Source organism: Algoriphagus locisalis, from assembly GCF_900116615.1.
GTDB lineage: Bacteria > Bacteroidota > Bacteroidia > Cytophagales > Cyclobacteriaceae > Algoriphagus > Algoriphagus locisalis.
This window is the reverse complement of the sequence record NZ_FPBF01000006.1, coordinates 184,265-199,413: the sequence shown is the minus strand read 5'-3', so window position 1 is coordinate 199,413 and position 15,149 is coordinate 184,265. Positions and strand designations below refer to the sequence as shown.

Sequence of the window (15,149 nt, the reverse complement as noted above, 5' to 3'; positions counted from 1 at the left end):
ATTCCTGATAAATCCCCCTTGTCATGAACAAATACCTTTCGCTTCTTTTGCTTTTTGGTTTCATTCAGATTCCCCTTTTTGCACAGCAGAAAATCTTGAAAGAAGCAATTGAAAGAGCTGAGAGAGAAGACTTTTCGGGAGTGATCCTCGTAGCAGAAGATGACAAAATACTTTTCGAAGAAGCGATGGGCATGCGCACCTACGAAAATCGTGCACTCCTCCACGAATACGATATTTTCGAATTGGCATCCCTATCAAAGCAATTCACAGCTATGATGATTATGATGTGCAAGGAAAAAGGGCTTTTGGGTTTCGATGATCAGCTTTCCAAGTATATAGAAACTCCATACCCTGGAATCAGCATCAGAAACCTCCTCACACATACAAGCGGCCTACCCGACTACCAAGCCATCATGGATGAGCATTGGGACAAAAATAAGGTAGCCGGGAATCCAGACATTCTAGAATATCTTCGAGAATATGCTCCAGTCAAATCTTTCGATCCAGGTGATAAATATGAATACAGTAATACGGGTTATGTATTATTGGCTAGTGTTGTAGAAAAAGTAACTGGAGAAGATTTCGTAGATCTCATGCGGGAATGGATATTTCGGCCTCTGGGAATGAAAAACACAGCTATCCGTTCTTTGGAGGAAAAAGCATCCGTTAAAGATTTTGCTGCAGGACATCTCAAGGATGAAAACGGTAACTATGTCAATGCAAATACTTTCCATTCTTCAGATTACACCATTTGGCTAGGCAATCGCAAAGGCCCTGGAAGAGTTTCCAGTAATGCGGAAGATCTTTACAAATGGGATCAGGCACTCTACACTGATAAGCTTGTTTCTAAGGAAACCATGGAGGAAGCTTACACCGCCTTCAAACTGAATGACGGAACTCGCAGCTATTATGGCTTTGGTTGGGAAATAAAACCACAAAGTCCTTTCGGAAAAATGGTGATGCATACAGGATCAAATCCGGGCTATAGCACCATCATCGTTCGGTATTTAGAAGAGAACAAAACGATTATTATCCTAAACAACAATGCGCATCCAGATATGATGCGCCTAGTAGAAGCGGCTACGCTCTCATTGGGTAAATGGTAAAAAATTAAATTGTTTGCAATACAATTAATCGCCTAAAGCTGCCATTCTAAACGTCTCTACTTCTGGAGTTTCATGTTCCTTGGCCATGATTTCCTCAAATTTCTTAATCAAATCAGGATTCTCGGAAGCGATGTTGTTCTGCTCCAGAATGTCCTTTGAAAGGTCATATAGCTCAATTTCCAGGTTGTTTTCCTTCACGATATTCTGTCTTACGGCTTTCCAATTCCCCATTCGCACGGCCTGTTGACCTCCTGTTTCAGGAAACTCCCAGTAGAGATACTCATGCTTTTCTTGCTCTTTGCCCATCAACTCCGGCAAGAAGCTTTTACCATCCAATTCTTCTGGGATAGGTATTCCTACCAATTCAGCAAGTGTCGGGAAAATATCATAAAAAACAGAAATGTGATCCGAGGTACTCTTTTCAATCTTTCCCGGCCAACTCACTAACATGGGTACTCGAATACCACCTTCATACACAAACCCTTTTGTTCTTCCATATCCATTGGTAAATGGCGCTGAGCTTTCGAAGTAATCGTAATCTACTCCACCCACATAAGTCGGTCCATTGTCACTAGTCACGATAATCATGGTATTTTCCTCCAAACCAAGTTCCTTAACCTTGGCTCGGATCTCGCCGATTTGCTGATCTAGTTTGGTGATCATCGCCGCATAGGTCGCATTTGGATATTGATTAGGAAAATAGCCATTGTTCCCTCTGTATGGCTCCTCAGCACCCAGTTCAGCGATATATCCCTCTCTGTCAGGACCAGGAATCTGCAATGGAACGTGAGGAAGTGGAGAAGCATAATAAAGGAAAAAAGGCTCATCCTTATTTTCTTGGATGAAATTCATAGCCTTATCATGCATCAAATCCGGGGCATAATCATTTTGCTCGTATTTGGCGTAGCTCGCTGGATCATTAGGATCTGCTCCTGGGTCCAATTTGGTTGCTGGCACGACTAATTCATTATTCAATAGTACCTTTTCTTTGTTCTCCCAAAGGTGAGTTGGGTAAAGGTTGTGAGCTTGACGCTGGCAATTGTATCCGTAGAAATAATCAAAGCCCAAATTGTTTGGAATTCCCTCCGTCAAAGGTCCGCCTAATCCCCACTTACCTACAATGCCTGTTTTGTAACCAGCTTTTTGCAGCATTTTGCTCATGGTCTCCGTATCTGCAGGCAAATTCCGCTGCCCTTCTAAGTTCGGATCTACAGATGCTTTTGCATAATCCCAAACATCTCCGCGCTCCTTCATAGCATCATTTCCACGGATATAGGAATGTCCCATATGCAATCCAGTAAGTAAAACGGATCTCGCCGGAGCACAGACTGGAGCGCCTGAGTAATGATGGGTGAAAATCATTCCTGTCTCCGACAAGGCGTCAATATTTGGAGTTTTGATTTTCTTTTGACCTTGATATCCCACCTCGCCATAGCCTAGATCATCTGCCAAAATTAATATAACATTGGGGCTTTGAACCTCAGGCTCCTTAGTATCACATGCGATGCAAATACCGCAAATAACAAGCAAAAGTAAATTTTTCATTTCTAGGTCTTTTGCCCAAAAATAGTGTTTTTAATGTGAGATATTGAATCTTCGAGTCTTTTTTCCCGCGAACCAGAGATTATATAATGTGGAAAACCACTTTCGCCTGCTAATTTTTTATACAAGTCCAAAAAATAATTTCGCATCTCAAGCTCTGGATATTCACGTTGTGGATCAGGAGTCCAAGGCAAATCTGTATCAGTCAACAAAATCAAATCGTACTTTCTTTCAGCAATTTGATCCAAAACCCAAGGGTGAGTTTTCCCAAATCTATGCTCTGACCAAATGTGGATAACTCGCAGATCTGTATCACAAAAAAGATACTTTTCAGCTTTTTTAGCTATCTCATCTTCCAGTGCAACCTGCCCTTTTCCAATTGCCAGCATATCCTCGTACCTGTATTCCCTCCCAAGATCTTCCAAGTATTCCCGTGCATATTCCGGCACCCATGGTTCCCCAAAGTGATTGGCAAGATCTTCTGCCAGCGTACTTTTTCCGGTAGATTCTGGGCCAAGAATTAAGATTCGTTTTGGATTAGGCATTTTTTAAGAATTGGTTTTTAACCGCGGAGGTCACAAAGTTTTTCGCGGAGTGTGCTAGTTGGATATTAAGTTATATAAGGGAAAGGTTGAAGTTCAAATTCGGCAATTTCCCCTTTTTTCAAAGGGGACTAGGGGGATTTTTTCACAATAATTTCAGAAGTAAAACTAAGCACAATTCTTTTTTTCAGTTGCGATCAGCCAATTCAAGCTTATTTCTCTTTTGCAGATTTGATCCAGGCAATTAAACCCATAATTGCTAAAACTGTGAAGAAAAGGTATTGAAATGATGTCAGGATTAAGCCCTTGTAGAAATAAAGAGGAACTGCCACGAAGTCAGTCAGAATCCAGAATATCCAGTTTTCCACTTTCTTTTTTGCCATCAACCACATCCCTACAAACGCCGAAGCGGTTGTGAAGGAATCCCAATAAGGCACATCGCTATCGGTGAAATTGACCAACACATATACGAGGATAATATAAGACACCGCAAATATTCCTAATGAAATAGCCCAACCACTTGCCTTAAGCCATGTAACTGGTAATTGTTCTTTTCCCTCCTTCGGATGTGTCCAAACATACCAGCCGAATATTGACATGCTAAAATAATAGGCATTGATGCCCATATCCGCATAAAGCTTGTATTGAAAGCAAATCCACACATAAATCAGCGTAGAGATAATCCCAGTAGGATACACCCAAATGTTTTCCCGCATGGAATAAAAGACCGATGCAATTCCAAAAAACACCGCAAAAGCCTCCAGCCAAGTCATTGCAGCTAAACCTTCCCTGAATCCATCAAGTAAAAATTGGAAATCCATGATGCGAAGAAAAGGATTTTAATTGTAAGATTTGTCGTCATTGCGAGGGGTATTCCCGAGAAGTCGATCCTGTCACACGAAGTTGATCACCCCGAAGCAATCTGTTCTTAAATGACTTCAAGGGATAGTTCTTACCGTTAACTTGGAGGATCTCCTCAGTATTTGGAACAAGTGAATTGACAATTTGCCTTACAAACAAAACTTTGTAAGGAGTTCCTCTGTTCCTTTCGTAACTTTGCCAGCTATGACTTTGAGCACTTTATCCGCTAAAACAGACATCGACGCACTCGATCCCAAAGAATTCATCATCATCAAAAACGCCCGGGTGAATAACCTGAAAAGCCTGAGCGTCGCGATTCCAAGAAATAAATTTGTGGTAGTAACAGGGCTTTCGGGCTCTGGTAAGTCTTCCTTGGCTTTCGATACACTTTTTGCCGAAGGCCAACGCATGTACGTGGAAAGCCTGAGCTCCTATGCCCGTCAATTCCTCGGCAGAATGGAAAAACCTGATGTGGAATACATCAAGGGTGTAGCTCCGGCCATCGCCATACAGCAAAAAGTCAACACCAAAAACCCTAGATCGACAGTAGGAACTACGACAGAGATCTATGATTATCTGAAACTTCTTTTCTCAAGAATTGGGAAGACTATCTCGCCAATTTCTGGCAAAGAGGTAAAGCATCACACGGTCACTGACATCGTAGATTACATTCAGTCATTTGAAGAGGGATCCAAAGTCATGATTTCCTGTCCGCTTCAAATTGAACGAGGACGTAAGATCAACCAAGAGCTGGAATTGCTTTTGCAAAAAGGTTATACACGAATTTTGATAGATGATGAAGCCTATTTTGTGGAAGATTTGCTTCAGGAAAAAAAGATTCAAAAAGGGAAGTATGAGATCCTGATCGACCGAGTATCGGTTCAAAAAGAAGATGAGGACAATCAATTCCGAATTGCCGATTCTGTACAAACAGCGCTTTTCGAAGGTCATGGAGATTGTAAAATCACTGTTCCAGGTAAAGAAACTAAAAGCTTTTCGGATCGCTTCGAGCTCGATGGAATGCAATTCGAAATTCCTTCAGTCAACTTTTTCTCATTTAATAACCCTTTTGGGGCTTGCCGAACTTGTGAAGGTTTTGGAAATGTGTTGGGGATCGATCCTGACTTGGTCATTCCTGAAAAAGATCTTTCGGTTTACGAAGGTGCAATTGCTCCTTGGCGGGGAGAGTCATCCAGAGCTTGGGTTGAGCCACTTTTGAAAAAGGGAATTGAGTTTGATTTCCCTATTCACCGGGCATATGAGGACCTGAATGAAAAGGAAAAAGCCTTGCTGTGGACTGGAAACAAATACTTCAAAGGACTAGATGCATTCTTTAAAGACCTGGAAACCAAAACGCACAAGATTCAATACCGTGTGATGCTATCCCGTTTCCGTGGTCGTACTACTTGCCCAGATTGTAAGGGAACGCGCTTGCGAAAGGATGCTTCTTATGTAAAGATTGAAGGAAAATCCATTCAGGATATAGTTCTGATGCCTATTGATGAGGCATTACCTTTTTTCAATACGCTTGAACTTCCTCCACACCAAGCAAAAATTGCAAACCGCTTGCTGAAGGAAATCCAAAGCCGGTTGGAATACATGGATCAGGTTGGCTTGGGTTATTTGACCTTGAATCGCTTGACTTCTACGCTCTCTGGCGGGGAATTTCAGCGAATCAAACTGGCTACTTCCCTGGGATCTGCGCTGGTGGGATCTATGTACATTTTGGATGAGCCAAGCATCGGGCTTCACCCTCGAGATACAGATCGATTAGTGGGCGTGTTGAAATCACTCCGAGATATGGGCAATACCGTAATTGTGGTGGAGCATGAGGAAAAAGTGATGAAAGCAGCCGATCAGATTATAGACATTGGGCCAGATGCGGGTGTTAATGGCGGAGAATTACTATTCCAAGGTACCATCGAGGAGTTGATGACTTCTGCCCAAACTCACACAGCGAAGTATCTTCGTGGTGAGGAGCAAATCTTCAAAAAAGACGGAAACCGTAAGTGGAAGGATTCCATTAGCGTAAAAGGAGCTCGGGAAAACAACCTGAAAAATATTTCGGTCAAATTTCCTCTCAATACACTTACCTGCGTGACAGGGGTTTCCGGTTCTGGAAAATCAACCTTGATCAAGAAAGTGCTCTATCCTGCCTTAGGCAAAATGCTGGGAACCGTCATAGATGAAAGCGGAAAATATGACAAGATAGAAGGAGATTACAAATCCATTTCACAAGTAGAGTTTGTGGATCAAAATCCTATTGGAAAGTCTTCCCGCTCGAATCCAGTAACCTACGTAAAAGCTTACGATGCGATCAGAATGCTCTTTTCAGAACAACCTGTTTCCAAGCAGCGAGGCTACAAACCAGCATTTTTCTCCTTCAATGTAGATGGAGGTCGCTGTGAAAACTGCGCAGGTGAAGGAATCACAACTGTAGAAATGCAGTTTATGGCAGATATTCATTTGACTTGCGAATCCTGCAAAGGCAAGCGATTCAAGAATGAAATACTGGATGTAAAGTACAAGGAGAAAGATATCTCCGACGTACTGGGAATGACTATCGACGAAGCGTTGGAGTTCTTCAAAGGAAAAACCCAGATCATCAATAAACTTCAGCCTTTGCAGGAAGTTGGGCTTGGCTATATCGGCATGGGACAAAGCTCCAATACCCTTTCAGGAGGTGAGGCTCAACGGGTAAAGCTGGCGTCTTTCCTAGGAAAAGGAGGATCTAAATCCAGTGATCATATCCTATTTATCTTCGATGAACCGACCACTGGCCTTCACTTCCATGATATCAAAAAACTCCTCCATTCCATCAATGCACTGATTGACCAAGGGCACTCGGTCATCATTATCGAGCACAATACTGAAGTGATCAAATCGGCTGATTGGGTAATTGATCTGGGACCTGAAGGCGGAAATAAAGGCGGTTATTTGACTTTTGAAGGCACTCCGGAGGATATGATGAAGGAAGAGGAAAATTATACGGCGAAGTATCTTCGAGAGGCTTTTGTGTAGTTTTTGATGGATCAAAGTGCTTCTGGGTATTACTTCTAATTTCTTAATTATCCTTAAATCAACGCCAAGCATTTTATAACGCGCCGCTTAATGGATATATTAGTTCATATGTTTTATATATCCTAATAATTCATGATCTATCGCATACTACTCCTATTCGCTCTCTCAGTATTCCCACTACTTTCCTCTGCCCAAAAAAGAGTTGTGGTCACAGACCCCGAAATTAAGTTCAGCTATATTTTGCCAGAAGGCTGGATGGTAGAGGACGACGGGTATGATTATAAGATTACAGCTAAAAATATAGCAAATGCCAATATAGTTCTGACATACCTGGAGGGAGCGCAAGGGACAGGAAATTTTGAATCAATTGGTTCAAAGCAGTCTTTTGAGCAGGATTACCTTTTTGAAATTCAGTATATTTTACCTGAAGAATTTTCAAATTTTAAAGTGCAGGAAAATGGAACCACGAAGATCGATGAAACCCCAGCTAGGTGGGTTAAATTCTCGTATGGTCCAAATGCTGATAAAACGGGCATTTTCTACATGTACCAAAAGCTAAACCAAACCTTCAAAATCACCGGCTCTGTCCCAGCAGCTCAGTTCGAGAAAGTAGAACCCATCTTTAAAGCTATTGTCGATAGCTTTCAGGCAGAGAAGCGGTAGGTTGATATTTAGGTAGGCAAAACTCACCTGAGAATTAATGGTCTGAAATTAGAAATCGGAACTTACTTACCAGCCAGCAGAAATGCGGTGCCAAAACTTGGACATTCCGAAATTCACAGTTGCTTGGGTCGTAATACTGGCAAATAAGAAGGTAATTATATCCAAGAATAAAGCCTTATTTTAGCCTCTAACTCACATGACTTCTACCATGACAAACGATGATATCCGCTGGAAGCAACGCTTTTCTAATTTCAGCAAAGCGATGAATCATTTGGAAAATGCCCTGCAAATCCCCAATCCTGATATCGTTCAGAAAGCAGGGATCATACAATTTTTTGAAATCGAGCAAATTTGAAACAATAATTATTTTGGTGGCTGACTGGGTTGCGAGATTCCATGTGGCCGCTGCAAAACAATCAAATCACATGAAATGAGTTTTGAGCTGGCCTGGAACATGGTAAAAGATTACTTGGAAGAGCAAGGATTTGTGGATATTAAATCCCCAAGAAGTGCGCTGAAGAAAGCATTTGAAATGAATATTCTAGAAAACGGCCACGATTGGATGGATTTGTTGCAAGACAGAAATCTGACGGCTCATACATACGACGAGCAAAAAGCTTCTGATATGGAGCAGTTAATAGACCATAAATACTTTCCCATTTTGAAAGCTTTGCAGCTTAGTTTCAAACAAAAGCTAGATGAAGAATAAGTTCGGACTCTTGGATTCTGATTTGGAAGCGATTTTAAGCGTGCTGAGTAATCATGCTCAAGTGGAAAAGGCCTACATTTTTGGCAGTAGGGCCAAGGGGAATTATAAAAATGGCAGTGATGTGGATATTGCCATGAAAGGTGAAGGAATTGATTTCGACACGGTTAGCCAAATCAGTTATTTCCTAAACGAGGAAACCAATATGCCTTATAAATTTGATGTGCTGAACTATCACACCATCAAAGAACCTGACTTATTGGAGCATATTGATAGAGCGGGGGTGGAGATTTATAATAAAACGGAAGTTTCCTATACGCGGTCCTCACTTTAAGAGAAAGGGATTTTTGGTAAATATTCACTGAAAATAGTCATAGACTTTGATTGGATTTCTATTTTAAGGGAAACCTCAGCACCAAATTTTTTTCAATATTGATTGGCTCAACCGTAGGTTCTCCCTCTTTAAAATCTATTAATATTTGCTGAAGCCTTTCTGATAATTTCTCATCTCCTCCGCAAAAAGATTCAATAAATCTATTGTAAAACTTTCCACACAAAATAAAGCTGGGAGAAGAAACAAATTTTAAATTGTAAGGAGTCCTTTTAGCATACATATGCAGTGATCCATCTTCACCTAAATGAATGAAGTCTTTTTGAAATGATTTCGAGCCATGAGTATAATGACTAAACTCATCATAAATAGACTTATATATATTTAACTCTCCTGTATTTTCAGCTAAATCCCTAACATTTCTTGGCCCATTCCATAGTGAATACCAAGGTATGAACCTTTTATTTTTGAAATGACTACTATTACTAGTTCTCAGATATTCTTCCCTTAATTCAATAAAATCTTTATGCCCTAGCAGGTTTTCAAAGTAACGCTTCTTTTCACTATAATCTATTTTCTTAAAATTAAAACCTGGATTTTGGCCAAACTCTAATTTTAATTTTCTTTCTGTTTCTTTTAAGTTTTCGGGAAAAAATGGTTTGAAACCCTTCATTTCTTCAATAATTGAGCAATATGAAATCGACAAAGATCTAATTTCAAGATAGTCTCTTTCTGAAAACAAATACATCAAAGAGAAATAATACTCTGCCGCAGAACGAATTAAGACTCTTGTCGGCGCAGTGGTTATTCCATTCTTAATGTTTAAAGAGATTGAGTCAACGATTTCAACAAAATTTTTAAAATAATTCACTGCTGGAAGAATATTGCTTAGTTTGAATTCTTCTAGTTTAAAAAATACCCTATATAGTTCCTCTCCGAAATCGGCGAGATTAGAAATTGATGACGAAAAAAAATCTAACCACTTTTCTTCGTCACTTATTCCTTTTGGTTGATTTTCGGACATTTAAATCTAAATTTAGTTATTTAATAACTCCCCCAAGCCCACTGCCTACAGCTAAAGCGGATATTCTCCTTCAATTCTACAGACCACCTGCCCTTCCTCCACTCCGGTATCTTCCATGGAAATCTGTAGTCCTTTGGTGAGTTTAGAACCACAAAGCCAAGCTTAAAATAAGTCGCTATGCGTCCCTGTTCGTATTAAAGTAATGAGTAAAATGCTGTCGTCCTGTTTCCAAACTAACAGCCAGTCGGGCTGGATATGGCATTCCCAAAATCCTTTATAATTTCCCGTTAATTTGTGGGGGCTGTTTTTTGGTGGAAGTGTACCGCTTTCAACCAAATGGGTAACTACTTCATCGAGAAGCCTCATATCCAAACCACGCTTTTTGGCGAGTTTAACGTCCTTTTTAAACTTTCCCGTCTGTTCTAGCTCATACATTACGAGTATAGCTCTTTTCTGAAATCCTCAAGAGAAGTTTTGGTTTTCTTGCCCTTCTTAGCCTCTTTTATCGCCTTTTCAGTATCTGGATTGAAACGAGATTCTTCTATCTCTACAAAAGGAAGTGTTTTAAGGTATTCATAGAAAACTTTTGCCTGCTTACTTCGCTTATCTATTTTTATCGTGATTTCCATATCTGCACATTTTAATGTACCTCCCTAAAGCTACGAAAAAATAAAATTGTTCACTTAGCTGTTGGGATTTTGCGATTCAATTCCCTTAAATCATTCCGACAAAAAATCCCCCAACCCCATTGCTCTAACCTTCTCAGAAAGCGGATATTCTCCTTCTATTCTACAGATCACAATACCTTCTTCCGCTCCGGTATCTTCCATGGAGATCTGAAGACCTTTGGTAAGTTTCGGTGAAAGTGTGTTTTTGATTTCTATCGCAGTTTTCACCGCGCCATTTTTCACCAAAAGCAGGTCGCACTCCGCACCCTGATGCGTTCGGTAGAAATAGTACTCGTATTCTTCCCCAAAAGTTGCCGTAATCTGCTCGATCACAAATCCTTCCCAGGAAGCTCCGATCTGCACTAAATTCCGTAATGCTTCCATCGAATCCACCCCAGTCAGCGAATGCAGCAAACCGGTATCCCGGATAAAAACCTTGGGAGATTTGACCAAACGCTTTTTAATGTTCCGGTGGAAAGGCTGCAGCGCACGAACCATAAAGGAGCCTTCCAGAAATTCCAGGTATCGATTCACCGTTGGGCGCGTGATGCCCAGGGCTCGGGCAAAACTTTCTCCATTCCAGATTCCACCCTGCGCATATGCCAGCATGATCCAAAATCGCTCCACCAGTCTAGGATCTGTACTCAGTCCTATCTGCGCCAAATCTCTTTCCAAATAGGTTTTGATAAAATTCTGCCTCCAAATCTGGCTTTCCCGATCTGTTTTCGCCAAAAAAGACAAAGGAAAACCTCCTCGAATCCAGAGCTTCTCCAGTTCACTTTCATCGATCTCTCCCCAGAAAAACGGTGTCAATTCTAGATAACCAATCCTTCCAGCGAGAGAATCTGCACTTTTACGAATCAAATCGGGAGAAGCCGAACCTAATAAAATAAACCGGCCCGGCTCGCGCTGCTCATCGATCAGACTTCGCAGTTGGGCAAACAATTCCGGCATCAATTGAATCTCATCAAGAATCACTGTCTTGTCCACGTGTGCTTTCAGAAAAAGCTCCGCATCCACCAATTTAGCCCGATCAGAGGCTTTTTCCAGATCTATGTAAATACTTTCTTTAACTAGTTTCAGGTTTTTGACAAGCGTAGTTTTCCCTACTTGCCGTGGTCCCAATAGACCTACAGCAGGGAAAATGGAAAGGTATTCCTGAATCAGCGAGAAAATCTGCCTGTCTTTTACCATGAAAATCGAAAGTTTGATTTACGTGTTTCATGGTAAATGTGACTAATTTAAGCTAGATTTCAAAATATTTTACCATGAAAATCGAAAGTAGGATTTACGGATTTCATGGTAAACTAACACAGGTAAGTATGTTGAAATAAAAAATGCCCGGTAAAATTTACCAGGCATTTGCTACTATAGGGTGATAGCAACTTTTCAACTAATCCATTTTATCCATACACCAATCCCACATATAGATTGAGTGAATTTCTCCGCCAAAATCCTCTTTAAACACATTGACTGACATTCTGATAAGTACCTCCATTGATGACATTTTGAACCCCATTTTGCTCCAAAATACTTTTTGCTTGACTGCTTCTATTTCCTGATCGGCAGAATACCACAATGTTTTTCTTTCCCTTAAATTTACCTAACTGGCTAGCTACGCTATCCAAAGGGATATTGACAGCGCCCTTCACGCTTCCAGACGCAAATTCACCTGCTGATCTCACATCTACCAGAAATGCACCTTCCTGAATTGCTTCCGATAATTTGGTATTGTCTGTAGTTCCGAATATTGCTGAGAAAAAACCCATATCTATTATTAGTTTATTGTGACAAATTTTATGAGTGCAAGTTCAGTAGGAATATTCTCTATCGCAGCGACTTTTGTCACATAAGAACTTAGGGATAGTCTGGATAGTAAAAGAGAATATCCTAAAGTCTACCCACGCTTTTTTTTAATCGGTGTCAAGGAAAATCACAATTCCTTTTAAATTCAGCCTACTATTTTACACCACCACCTTATGAAAAAACTCTTACTCTTATCATTATTCGTTTTTTCGATCACCATATGCTCCTGGGCTCAAATCCAGACTCCAGAGCAGTTTTTGGGTTACAAACCCGGTGATCGCTTCACTCCACATCACCGCATGGTGGATTACTTCGAGCATATGGCAGCTAATAATCCGAATGTCAAACTAGTCCAATACGGAGAAACCAACGAGAAACGGCCCTTGATTGTGGCCATTCTGACTAGCGCTGAAAACATGGCCAATCTGGAGCAAATCCGCACAGATAACCTAAAGAGAACTGGAATGCTTGATGGCGATCCTTCTACTGCTGTGCCGATCAACTGGATGTCTTTCAATGTGCATGGAAATGAGTCTGTAGGCATGGAAGCAGCGATTTCGTCGTTTTATACTTTGGCAAATCCTGAAAATGCTACCTCTCAAGAGTGGCTCAAAAACCAGGTAGTCATCATCGATCCTTGCATCAATCCTGACGCTAGAGACCGCTATGCCAACTGGTATAATCAGAAAATGAATACTACGCTTCAGCCAGACTTGCAATCTGTGGAGCACAATGAACCTTGGCCAGGCGGACGTGCAAATCACTATTTATTTGATTTGAACAGAGACTGGGCATGGCAAGTACAAGTGGAATCTCAGGCTAGAATGAAGCTTTACAACGAGTGGATGCCTCAGCTGCACTTGGACTTTCACGAGCAAGGCATCAACAATCCTTTTTACATGGCACCAGCAGCAGAGCCACTTCATGAGCAGTTGACCGCTTGGCAGCATGAGTTTCAGGATACTTTTGGTAGAAATACAGCCAAGTACTTCGATGAAGCTGGAAGGTTTTACTTCACCAAAGAGCGCTTTGATCTGCTTTATCCATCATATGGTGATTCCTACCCTATGTTCAACGGAGCTATCGGCATGACTATCGAGCAAGGTGGTGGCGGTCAAGCTGGAATTGGTGGCTTTGACGCAGTAGGAGACACGGTGACTTTGAGCTATAGAATCGAAGGGCATTACACCGCAGCGATGTCGGCAGCAGAAGTGACCAGCAACAACGCAGAAAAATTACTTTCCGAATTCGAAAAATTCTTCGATGAAAACTCTTCCTCTCCAAGAGGGCAGTACAAAAGCTTTGTAATCAAGGGAGAAAGCAATCCTGCTCAGGTAGCCAAATTGCTGGAGCTATTGGATAAAAATGGAATTAAATATGGAAAAGCGGGAGCCAAATCCGGCTTGAAAGGATTTTCATACGGTACGGGGAAAAGCGAATCTTTCTCCACCACAGAAGAAGATATAATCATCAATGCTTATCAGCCTAAAGCCGTTTTGACCCAACTTTTGTTTGAGCCAAATCCTGCCCTTCATGACAGTATCACTTACGACATTACAAGCTGGTCTATGCCTTACGCTTACGGCTTGGAAGCTTATGCATTAGAGACGCGAGTGAATGCAGCTAGTGCATATGAAAAGCCTTCTTTCTCAGCAAATGTGACCGGAAAAACTCCTGTGGCCTATATCGCCGCGTGGGAAGGTACACGAGATGCTGCATTCCTGTCCGCTTTACTCAAGGCAGATATTCGAGTGAAATACAATGAATTCCCTTTTGAGGTAGAAGGAAAAAGCTTTCCTGCAGGTTCTTTGATGATCACCAAAGGGGGGAATGAGTATGTACCGAATTTTGATCAAAAGGTAGTTGAGATCGCGAATAAATTCGGAGTGACATTGGCTACGACCATGAGCGGCTATGTGGACAAAGGAAAGGACTTTGGCTCGCCTAATATCCGGGTGATTCAAGCACCAAAAGTAGCGCTAGTAGGTGGTGAAGGAACAAATTCCCTGAATTACGGTGCTATCTGGCACTTCTTCGAAAAAGACCTGAACTATCCTCTAGTAAATCTGGAACTAGATAACATGGGTCGCTATGACCTTAGTAATTACACTGTGCTTATCATGCCATCCATGCGCGGTGGTGGGTTGAGTAAATCTGCTGAGGAAAACCTGATGGAGTGGGTTCGCGCTGGAGGCAAATTGATTGCCATCGACGGAGCTTTGAGTTTATTCGCAGACAAAGAGGGCTTTGATCTGAAGTCTTTCGATAGTGAGGATGAGAAAAAAGCTGCCAAAGAGAAATTGGATTCCTTAGCTAAAGCAGAGCGACTTGCACCTTACCAAGAAGGAGAGCGAGTGGCGATTTCTGGAGGAGCAGCCGGCGCAATTTATCAAGTGACCATGGATGAAACACACCCTTTGGGCTATGGCACAGGAGGAAAATACTACACGCTAAAAAATAATTCAAGCAAATTCGCATTTCTGAATAATGGTGCAAATGCAGGGATAATCGAAAATAATGACGCTTACCGTACGGGTTATATAGGTTTCAAAATCAAATCATCAATGGGAGAATCACTAGCGATTGGTGTAGAAAATGCCGGTAGAGGCGAGATCGTTTACTTTGTGGATGATCCGATATTCAGAGGTTTCTGGGAATCTGGAAAACTCGTGTTGAGCAATGCGATCTTTATGGTAGGACAATAAGAGAGACGTAAGTATTAAGACGTAAGTATCAAGAAAAATGTCTCAAAACCGGCTGCTGGGGAGTGGCCGGTTTTTATTTTTCAATAGTAGTATCCGTTTACTTGCACGTAGGTGCTTTGAATTAATCTTAGAGGTTCAAATTTGGCAATTCCCACTTTCTTAAAGGGGGCTAGG

Annotated in this window: 15 protein-coding genes; 7 read left to right on the top strand and 8 right to left on the bottom strand. The window is 41.4% G+C overall.

What is annotated here, in order from left to right; translation table 11 throughout:
• Positions 1-23: 23 nt before the first annotated feature.
• Positions 24-1,106, top strand: a complete 1,083-nt coding sequence (locus tag BM386_RS16935) for a serine hydrolase domain-containing protein (RefSeq protein WP_091696452.1) — start codon at positions 24-26, stop codon at positions 1,104-1,106.
• Between the two features lie 24 nt (positions 1,107-1,130).
• On the opposite strand, the gene BM386_RS16930 is transcribed toward BM386_RS16935, so the two are convergent.
• The 3 genes from BM386_RS16930 to pnuC form a co-directional block, all read right to left on the bottom strand.
• Entirely contained in the window at positions 1,131-2,651 is a 1,521-nt protein-coding gene (locus tag BM386_RS16930; RefSeq protein WP_091696450.1) for an arylsulfatase, read from the bottom strand.
• A 2-nt stretch (positions 2,652-2,653) separates the two neighbouring features.
• Positions 2,654-3,193, bottom strand: coding sequence for an AAA family ATPase (locus tag BM386_RS16925; RefSeq protein ID WP_091696448.1), 540 nt, complete (start codon positions 3,191-3,193; stop codon positions 2,654-2,656).
• A gap of 209 nt (positions 3,194-3,402) precedes the next feature.
• Positions 3,403-4,011, bottom strand: a complete 609-nt coding sequence (gene pnuC / locus BM386_RS16920; protein WP_091696446.1) for a nicotinamide riboside transporter PnuC — start codon at positions 4,009-4,011, stop codon at positions 3,403-3,405.
• A gap of 244 nt (positions 4,012-4,255) precedes the next feature.
• On the opposite strand from pnuC, the gene uvrA reads away from it, so the two are divergent.
• The 5 genes from uvrA (at position 4,256) to BM386_RS16900 (ending at position 8,775) form a co-directional block, all read left to right on the top strand.
• Positions 4,256-7,072, top strand: a complete 2,817-nt coding sequence (uvrA, locus tag BM386_RS16915; protein ID WP_091696445.1) for an excinuclease ABC subunit UvrA — start codon at positions 4,256-4,258, stop codon at positions 7,070-7,072.
• 132 nt (positions 7,073-7,204) lie between these two features.
• On the top strand, positions 7,205-7,735 hold the full coding sequence (locus BM386_RS16910; protein WP_091696443.1) for a hypothetical protein: 531 nt from the start codon (positions 7,205-7,207) through the stop codon (positions 7,733-7,735).
• Between the two features lie 196 nt (positions 7,736-7,931).
• On the top strand, positions 7,932-8,090 hold the full coding sequence (locus tag BM386_RS23830; protein ID WP_211482922.1) for a hypothetical protein: 159 nt from the start codon (positions 7,932-7,934) through the stop codon (positions 8,088-8,090).
• Between the two features lie 24 nt (positions 8,091-8,114).
• The gene (locus BM386_RS23825) at positions 8,115-8,444 is read left to right on the top strand and encodes an HI0074 family nucleotidyltransferase substrate-binding subunit (protein WP_342029149.1); all 330 of its coding nucleotides are present in this window, start codon (positions 8,115-8,117) and stop codon (positions 8,442-8,444) included.
• Positions 8,434-8,775, top strand: coding sequence for a nucleotidyltransferase family protein (locus BM386_RS16900; protein ID WP_091696442.1), 342 nt, complete (start codon positions 8,434-8,436; stop codon positions 8,773-8,775). The genes BM386_RS23825 and BM386_RS16900 overlap by 11 nt, the downstream gene beginning before the upstream one ends.
• Positions 8,776-8,833: 58 nt before the next feature.
• On the opposite strand, the gene BM386_RS16895 is transcribed toward BM386_RS16900, so the two are convergent.
• The 5 genes from BM386_RS16895 to BM386_RS16875 all read right to left on the bottom strand — a co-directional run bounded on the left by BM386_RS16895 (position 8,834) and on the right by BM386_RS16875 (position 12,233).
• Positions 8,834-9,796 carry a DUF5677 domain-containing protein gene (locus BM386_RS16895; RefSeq protein ID WP_091696440.1) on the bottom strand — a complete coding sequence of 321 codons (963 nt, stop codon included), beginning with the start codon at positions 9,794-9,796 and terminating at the stop codon, positions 8,834-8,836.
• 162 nt (positions 9,797-9,958) lie between these two features.
• A complete protein-coding gene (locus BM386_RS16890) occupies positions 9,959-10,231 on the bottom strand; it encodes a type II toxin-antitoxin system YafQ family toxin (RefSeq protein WP_091696438.1) in 273 nt (90 codons plus the stop codon).
• Positions 10,231-10,425: a hypothetical protein gene (locus BM386_RS16885; protein WP_091696437.1), complete on the bottom strand. Its 195-nt coding sequence runs from the start codon at positions 10,423-10,425 to the stop codon at positions 10,231-10,233. The genes BM386_RS16890 and BM386_RS16885 overlap by 1 nt, the downstream gene beginning before the upstream one ends.
• 90 nt (positions 10,426-10,515) lie before the next feature.
• A complete protein-coding gene (locus BM386_RS16880) occupies positions 10,516-11,658 on the bottom strand; it encodes an ATP-binding protein (protein WP_091696435.1) in 1,143 nt (380 codons plus the stop codon).
• A 266-nt stretch (positions 11,659-11,924) separates the two neighbouring features.
• Positions 11,925-12,233, bottom strand: a complete 309-nt coding sequence (locus tag BM386_RS16875; protein WP_091696434.1) for a rhodanese-like domain-containing protein — start codon at positions 12,231-12,233, stop codon at positions 11,925-11,927.
• Positions 12,234-12,443: 210 nt separating this feature from the next.
• Between BM386_RS16875 and BM386_RS16870 the strand changes: the two genes are divergently transcribed.
• The gene (locus tag BM386_RS16870; protein ID WP_091696432.1) at positions 12,444-14,975 is read left to right on the top strand and encodes a M14 family metallopeptidase; all 2,532 of its coding nucleotides are present in this window, start codon (positions 12,444-12,446) and stop codon (positions 14,973-14,975) included.
• The last annotated feature ends 174 nt before the right edge of the window (positions 14,976-15,149 follow it).